Raw genomic sequence first — 6,045 nt, 5'->3', positions numbered from 1 at the left:
TCGACTTCGTGCGGCGGTACATCAAGGCGAACGACACATGGGTCGGAGAGACCCGGTACTTCGACTACGAGGTGAAGCTCTCCGGCGACAAGAAGGCATACGTCACCTATTGCTCGGACGAGAGCAAATCGTTCCTGAAGAACAGGAAGACCGGCAAGGTGGACAACACTCCGACCACGGCCGACAGTTACGTGCTCTACCACACCGCACTCACCAGGAATGCCGACGGCGTCTGGCAGACGACGGATGTCGCCTCCGACCGTGGCAGCGAGAAGTGCCGGCCGTGAAGATGTCCGCACACCCAAAAGCCGTGACCGACCTCCGGGAGCCGACCGTGAACCGCCGCCCCACCATCCGCACAGCGCTCGCGCTGACCGCTACCGCGGCATTGACGCTGTCCGCGTGCGGAAGCGACGACGGTAAAGCCAGGGGCACCGAGGTCGAGCGCGACAGCAAGCCGGCGTCCCCGACCGCGTCGGCCGACCCGTCCCCCGACCGCCCCGAGATCGAGCTGCCGGCCGACCTCAAGCTGACCTTCGAGGGCGGCGAGACGGGAGACCCGGTCAAGGACGCGATCCTCGCGGACAACGCGGAACGTATGCGCGCCGTCGACGCCGCGATCACCGGAACGGACCCCGAGGGCAAGGCGCTCGCCTTCTACAACACGGGCAAGGCCCTGCAAGCCGCGCTGGACTGGGTCGCCCAGTTCGAGGAGGCCGGGGCGACGCTGACGGGCGAGGCCCGGTACTACGACCGCGAGGTGACGCTCAAGGGTGAGGACTCCGCCACCCTGGTCTTCTGCGCGGACGAGAGCAAGGGCTTCAGCAAGGACAAGAAGACCGATGAGGTCCATAAGACGCCCGTTACCGAGAACAGTTACGTGCTGTACGACACGAGGCTCGACAGGAACACCGACGGCGTCTGGCAGACGTCTCAGATCGTCTCCACCAGGGGCGCGGCTCAATGCCGGCCGTAGATACCGTGACCCTGCCGAAGAGACGCCTCGCCCCACCGGGAGCCTTCTTGAACCGCCGTAAAGCCTTCCTTACGACGCTCGCCGTGACTACGGCCCTGAGCTTGACCGCGTGCGGCAACGACGACACCGATGCCCCGGCCAAGGGGAGCGACGAGACGACCGGAGTTGAGGCGCCGACGTCATCCGCTCCGGTGTCGGACGACCGCCCGGAGATCGAGCTGCCCGGCGACATCTCCTACACCTTCGACTGGCCGAAGACCGGCGACAAGGAGAAGGACGCGGTCCTGGCCGACAGCGAGCAGTCCATCAAGGCGGTGGACCAGGCGATCGTCAAGCAGGACGCACTGGACAAGGCCTACCTCTACTACTACGAGGGCGAAGCCGCGGCCGAGACGCAGAAGTTCGTGCAGGACTATGTGGACCACAAGGCCGCGATCACCGGGTCCTACCGCTTCTACGCATCCGAAGTGAACGTCCGCAAGGACGGAACGGCCTCGCTCAGCTATTGCGAGGACCAGGGCAAGGCCTTCGTGAAGTACCTCGAGACCAACAAGATCAAGAAGACCGAGGTCACCGCCAAGAGCTACGTGATGTACCACACGTCGCTGAAGAAGAACGACAAGGGCGTGTGGGTCATCACCAAGTTGGTGTCCGAAGGGGGCCACGACCAATGCCAGCCCTGACGTAGGCTGCCGCGTCCCAATTCGGTATTAGCTCTGTTGCAGTTGGTCCATTCACTCTGGTGTCGCACTGTGCGCGCTGGGTAGCGTTGGCGCGCTGATGTGACGCCTCGCCCCACCGGGAGCCGACTGTGAACCGCCGTCCCACCCTGCTCGCAGCGCTTGCGCTGACCGCCGCCGCGGCGTTGACGCTGTCCGCGTGCGGAAGCGACGACGACACTCCTGCGAAGGACAAGGACACGATCGCGGGTGCCGACACGGGCGGCAAGAAGTCGGCCTCGCCGACCGCTTCGGCCTCTGCGTCGGCGGAACGCCCGAAGATTGAACTGCCTGCGGACGTGACCTACAAGTTCGATTGGCCGGAGACGGGCGACGAGGACAAGGACGCCGTCCTCAGTGACTCGGAGCAGCGGATCAAGGCCACCGACATGGCCATCGCAGAGCAGGACCCGCTCCACGAGGCCTACCGCTTCTACACCGAAGGTACGGCTGCCGCCGGCACCGAGGAGTGGATTCAGTCGTTCGTCGACCACAAGGCGCGAACGACTGGCGTCACGCGCTTTTACGACGCGGACGTGACGGTCAACAAGGACGGAACTGCCGCCCTGGTGTACTGCGAGGACCAGGGCAAGGCGTACAACAAGTTCCTCGAGACCGGCAAGGTCGACGTGACACCGGTGTCCAAAGACTCCTACGTCATCTATGCAGCCACGCTGCGCAAGAACGAGAACGGTGTGTGGGTAACTGAGCGTCTGACGTCGCAGAGGGGGAGCGCCAAGTGCCAGCCGTGATCAAGGGCAAGCATCTACTGATAGCCGTGGGACTTGCTGCTGCGATGCTCGCCGCCACGCCCGCGTACGCCGAGACGGGGTTCGGCGATGGTACGAACGGTGGGGGGAACAACGCCAATCTGACCGACGACGGCACCCTCTCCGTCTCCGCCGGAGGCGTCCGTTTCGACCACTCCAAGAACGGCAAGGGCGGGAAGGTCGGCGCGCTCACGTCGAGTACCTCGTGGTCGCCGCCCCCCTGCTGGTACGCGCCCAAGTACTCCCCGGAGGAGTTGCAGGCGTACCTGGAGCCCATCTGGGAGGCCGGGTCGACGGGGCACCAGTGGGACAACGAGCAGCGGAAGAAGTACACGAACCCCGACGACCCCGAGAAGGACTTCAACAAGCACAAGTCCGGCAAGGGCTACTGGTGGGGCTCATACGTGAACAAGAGCTTCCCGCCCGGATGGGACTCCTGCACGAAGGACTACTTCTGGGTGGACCAGGGCGACCCGCCGCCCGCGGACGCCGAGAACGCCGTCACCCCGGAGATCCTCGCCGAACTCGCCTACTCCGAGATCCGCGTCCCCGGTACCGAGGTCACCCTCGCGCCCGCCCAGGCGACCAAGGTGAACCTGCCGACCTGGGCGTGGCTGGACGGCGCGCAGTTCCAGCCGGTCTCGGTGACCGCCTCCGTGCCGGAGATCGGTATCTCCGCGACGGCCACGGCGGAGCCGGTCTCGCTGAAGATCCAGCCCGGCACCCCGGACGCCGAGACGTACCCCGCCTCCGGAGTCTGTGAGATCAACAACGGCCGTATCGGCGAGCCCTACGCCAAGGGCAAGGCGAACCGGACGCCTCCGTGCGGGGTGCAGTATCTGCGTTCCTCGGGCGACGGCACCTTCCCGCTGCAGGCGACCGTCACGTGGGAGGTCCACTGGACGGGCTCCGACGGCGCGGGCGGCGACTTGCCGGACGGTGAGTTCGGAGCGACGCAGGACGTCGTCGTCCAGGAGATCCAGGCCGTCAACCGCTAGCCGTGTCCACGCGGCTCCGCACGCGGCTTTGCCTGCCCCGGCAAGGGTTTGCCGGGGCGGGCGGGTGTGGGTAGGTACAGCCCCATGACGACGACACTCGGTGCTGTGTTCCGCCCCCAGCTCGCCCCCGAGCGGCTGCGCTCCGTCGTGCGGGCGGCCGACGCGGCCGGGCTCGATGAGCTCTGGCTGTGGGAGGACTGCTTCCGGGAGGGCGGCATCTCCACCGGCGCCGCCGCCCTCGCCTGGAGCGAGCGCATGCGCGTCGGTATCGGGCTGCTGCCCGTCCCCTTGCGGAACGTCGCCGTCACCGCCATGGAGGCCGCCTCCCTGCACCGGATGTTCCCCGGCCGTCCGATCCTCGGCGTCGGGCACGGTGTGCAGGACTGGATGGGGCAGGTCGGCGCGCGCGTCGGGTCGCCCCTCACCCTGCTGCGGGAGCATCTCCTCGCGCTGCGCGCCCTGCTGGCCGGGGAGACGGTCACGACCAAGGGCCGCTACGTGACCCTCGACGGCGTCGCGCTCGACTGGCCCCCGTCCGGTCCCGTCGAGGTCCTGGCCGGCGGCATGGGCCCCCGCACCGTGCGGCTGACCGGGGAGGCCGCCGACGGCACCATCCTCACCGCCGACACCTCCGCCGACGGCGTCCGGCAGTGGTGCGGGCTCATCCGGGAGGGCCGTGTCGCGGCGGGACGTGATCCCGACACCCACCGGGTCGTCGTCTACCTGCTCACCGCGACCGGCGACGGGGCGCACGAGCGGCTGCGGTCCGAGCTGGCCGCCGAGGGACACGGCCCCGACGCCGGCCTCGGGGTCGCCGGGGACGCCCAGGCCGTCGCCGACGCCGTACGGCGGCTGACCGAGGCCGGCGCCGACACGGTCGTCCTCCAGCCGACCGCCGAAGAACCCGACCCCGAGGGCTTCGTACGCTTCGCCGCCGAGGAGGTGCGGCCGCTCCTCCCCTGACCCCACGGCCGCCGGCCCGGACGGGGTGGGGGAAAAGCACGCGACGACTCGCCCCGCCCTGCGGCATCCTCGCCGCATGACCCAGCGCCGACCCCGGCCCCGTACGCTCGACGAACTCCTCGCCGAAGGCGCCTCCGTGCCCACCGAGGGGTGGGACTTCTCCTGGTTCGAAGGGCGCGCCACCGAGGCCCGGCCCTCCTGGGGGTACGCCACCACCGTCGCAGGGCGGCTGAGCTCGGTCGACGGGCCCGTGCTCGACGTCCAGACGGGGGGAGGGGAGGTCCTCGCCTTCGCCCTCTCCCGTGCGTCCGGTCGGCCCCCGCTCGTCGTCGCCACCGAGGGCTGGCCGCCCAACGTCAGCAAGGCCGCGGCACTGCTGCGGACGCGCGGCGCCACCGTCGTCGCGTCCGCCGAGGACGCGCCGCTGCCGTTCACCGACGGATCCTTCGCCCTCGTCACCAGCCGGCACCCCGTCCGGCCGCACTGGCGCGAGATCGCCCGCGTCCTTCGGCCCGGCGGCACGTATCTGGCGCAGCATGTCGGACCCGACAGCGCCTACGAGGTCGTCGAGCACTTCCTCGGCCCCCAGCCGGCCGAACGGCGGCACGCCCGCCATCCCGACCGTGAGCGGAAGGACGCCGAGGCGGCCGGGCTGGAGATCGTGGAGCTGCGGGCCGAACGGCTGCGCATGGAGTTCTTCGACATCGCCGCGGTGGTGCACTTCCTGCGGAAGGTGATCTGGATGGTCCCCGGGTTCACCGTCGAGGCGTACCGGCCGCGGCTGCGCGAGCTGCACGAGCGGATCGAGGCGGAGGGGTCCTTCGTGGCCCACAGCTCACGTCATCTCGTCCAGGCGCGCAGGCCCGGCGGGCCTCGGGGCTGACGCCCCGCGGGGCCACGCGCAACGCGCGTAGTGTCCGCATCGTTATGGGTGAGGGCTGGTTTCGGCGGCGATGCATCACTTAGGTTCGGACCAAGTTGATTCGCGCCAGCAAAGCTGCGCGGAAGGGTCACCGCGCGGTGGAGGGGGCTGCGCGGTGTCTCGGACGTCGAACCCCCCGTTCGGTCAAGGCGGAGCCTGCGCCGGGGTCACCCGTCGGGGGGACGGCCGGAAGAGTGGCCGGAATGGTGCAGGGTTGGTGTCACACCGTGCACAGAGTCCCCTCAGCGCTCTTTTCTCGCACGATTTCGCCGGGTTCCGGCCAGGAAGACCCCCTGAATCGGCCCCTCCGAGGGCTTCCGGGCGTCGCCGGGCGATTCCGGAGAGTAGTTGTGTCGCGTCGATGCACGCAGCATCACTTACGAAGGGTTATGGTGGAAACCCCCCCTCGGGCCGGTCCGTCTCCCCCCCACGGACCGGCCCGTTTTTTGTGCCCGCCGCTCGCCATGCCGCTACGCACCCCACACGCCACCCGGCTCCGCCCCCTGCGCCCGCCGCCGCGCGCAGGCCCCTGGCTAGAGTCGCGGCATGTCGAACGAGCATCCGACACCGTTCCCCCAGCAGCCCTCCGGCGCCCCCGGTCCGTACGGGCAGCAGTCGCCTTACGGCCAGCCCTGGTACGGGCAGCCCTCGTACGGCCGGCCCGGCGCCCAGCCCCCGTACGGTCAGCCCCCGTACG

6 protein-coding genes and 1 pseudogene are annotated in these 6,045 nt (G+C 69.2%); all 7 read left to right on the top strand.

Annotation, left to right across the window (positions count from 1 at the left end; translation table 11 throughout):
* A pseudogene (locus CCN29_RS31525) lies at positions 1-287 on the top strand (hypothetical protein); the annotation flags it as partial.
* Between the two features lie 2 nt (positions 288-289).
* On the top strand, positions 290-976 hold the full coding sequence (locus CCN29_RS31520; RefSeq protein WP_086685960.1) for a hypothetical protein: 687 nt from the start codon (positions 290-292) through the stop codon (positions 974-976).
* Between the two features lie 47 nt (positions 977-1,023).
* On the top strand, positions 1,024-1,659 hold the full coding sequence (locus CCN29_RS31515; protein WP_442538594.1) for a hypothetical protein: 636 nt from the start codon (positions 1,024-1,026) through the stop codon (positions 1,657-1,659).
* A gap of 128 nt (positions 1,660-1,787) precedes the next feature.
* The gene (locus CCN29_RS31510) at positions 1,788-2,447 is read left to right on the top strand and encodes a hypothetical protein (protein WP_086685957.1); all 660 of its coding nucleotides are present in this window, start codon (positions 1,788-1,790) and stop codon (positions 2,445-2,447) included.
* A gap of 44 nt (positions 2,448-2,491) precedes the next feature.
* Positions 2,492-3,463 (top strand): hypothetical protein, encoded by a 972-nt coding sequence (locus CCN29_RS31505; RefSeq protein ID WP_086685955.1) that lies wholly within the window; start codon positions 2,492-2,494, stop codon positions 3,461-3,463.
* Between the two features lie 84 nt (positions 3,464-3,547).
* Positions 3,548-4,426, top strand: coding sequence for an LLM class flavin-dependent oxidoreductase (locus CCN29_RS31500; protein WP_039987203.1), 879 nt, complete (start codon positions 3,548-3,550; stop codon positions 4,424-4,426).
* Between the two features lie 76 nt (positions 4,427-4,502).
* Positions 4,503-5,309 (top strand): class I SAM-dependent methyltransferase, encoded by an 807-nt coding sequence (locus CCN29_RS31495; RefSeq protein WP_086685953.1) that lies wholly within the window; start codon positions 4,503-4,505, stop codon positions 5,307-5,309.
* Positions 5,310-6,045: the final 736 nt, after the last annotated feature.

The organism is Streptomyces pseudogriseolus (genome assembly GCA_002154585.1).
Lineage (GTDB): Bacteria > Actinomycetota > Actinomycetes > Streptomycetales > Streptomycetaceae > Streptomyces > Streptomyces pseudogriseolus.
The sequence above is the reverse complement of the archived record's forward strand: the minus strand, read 5'-3'. Positions and strand labels throughout refer to the sequence as shown.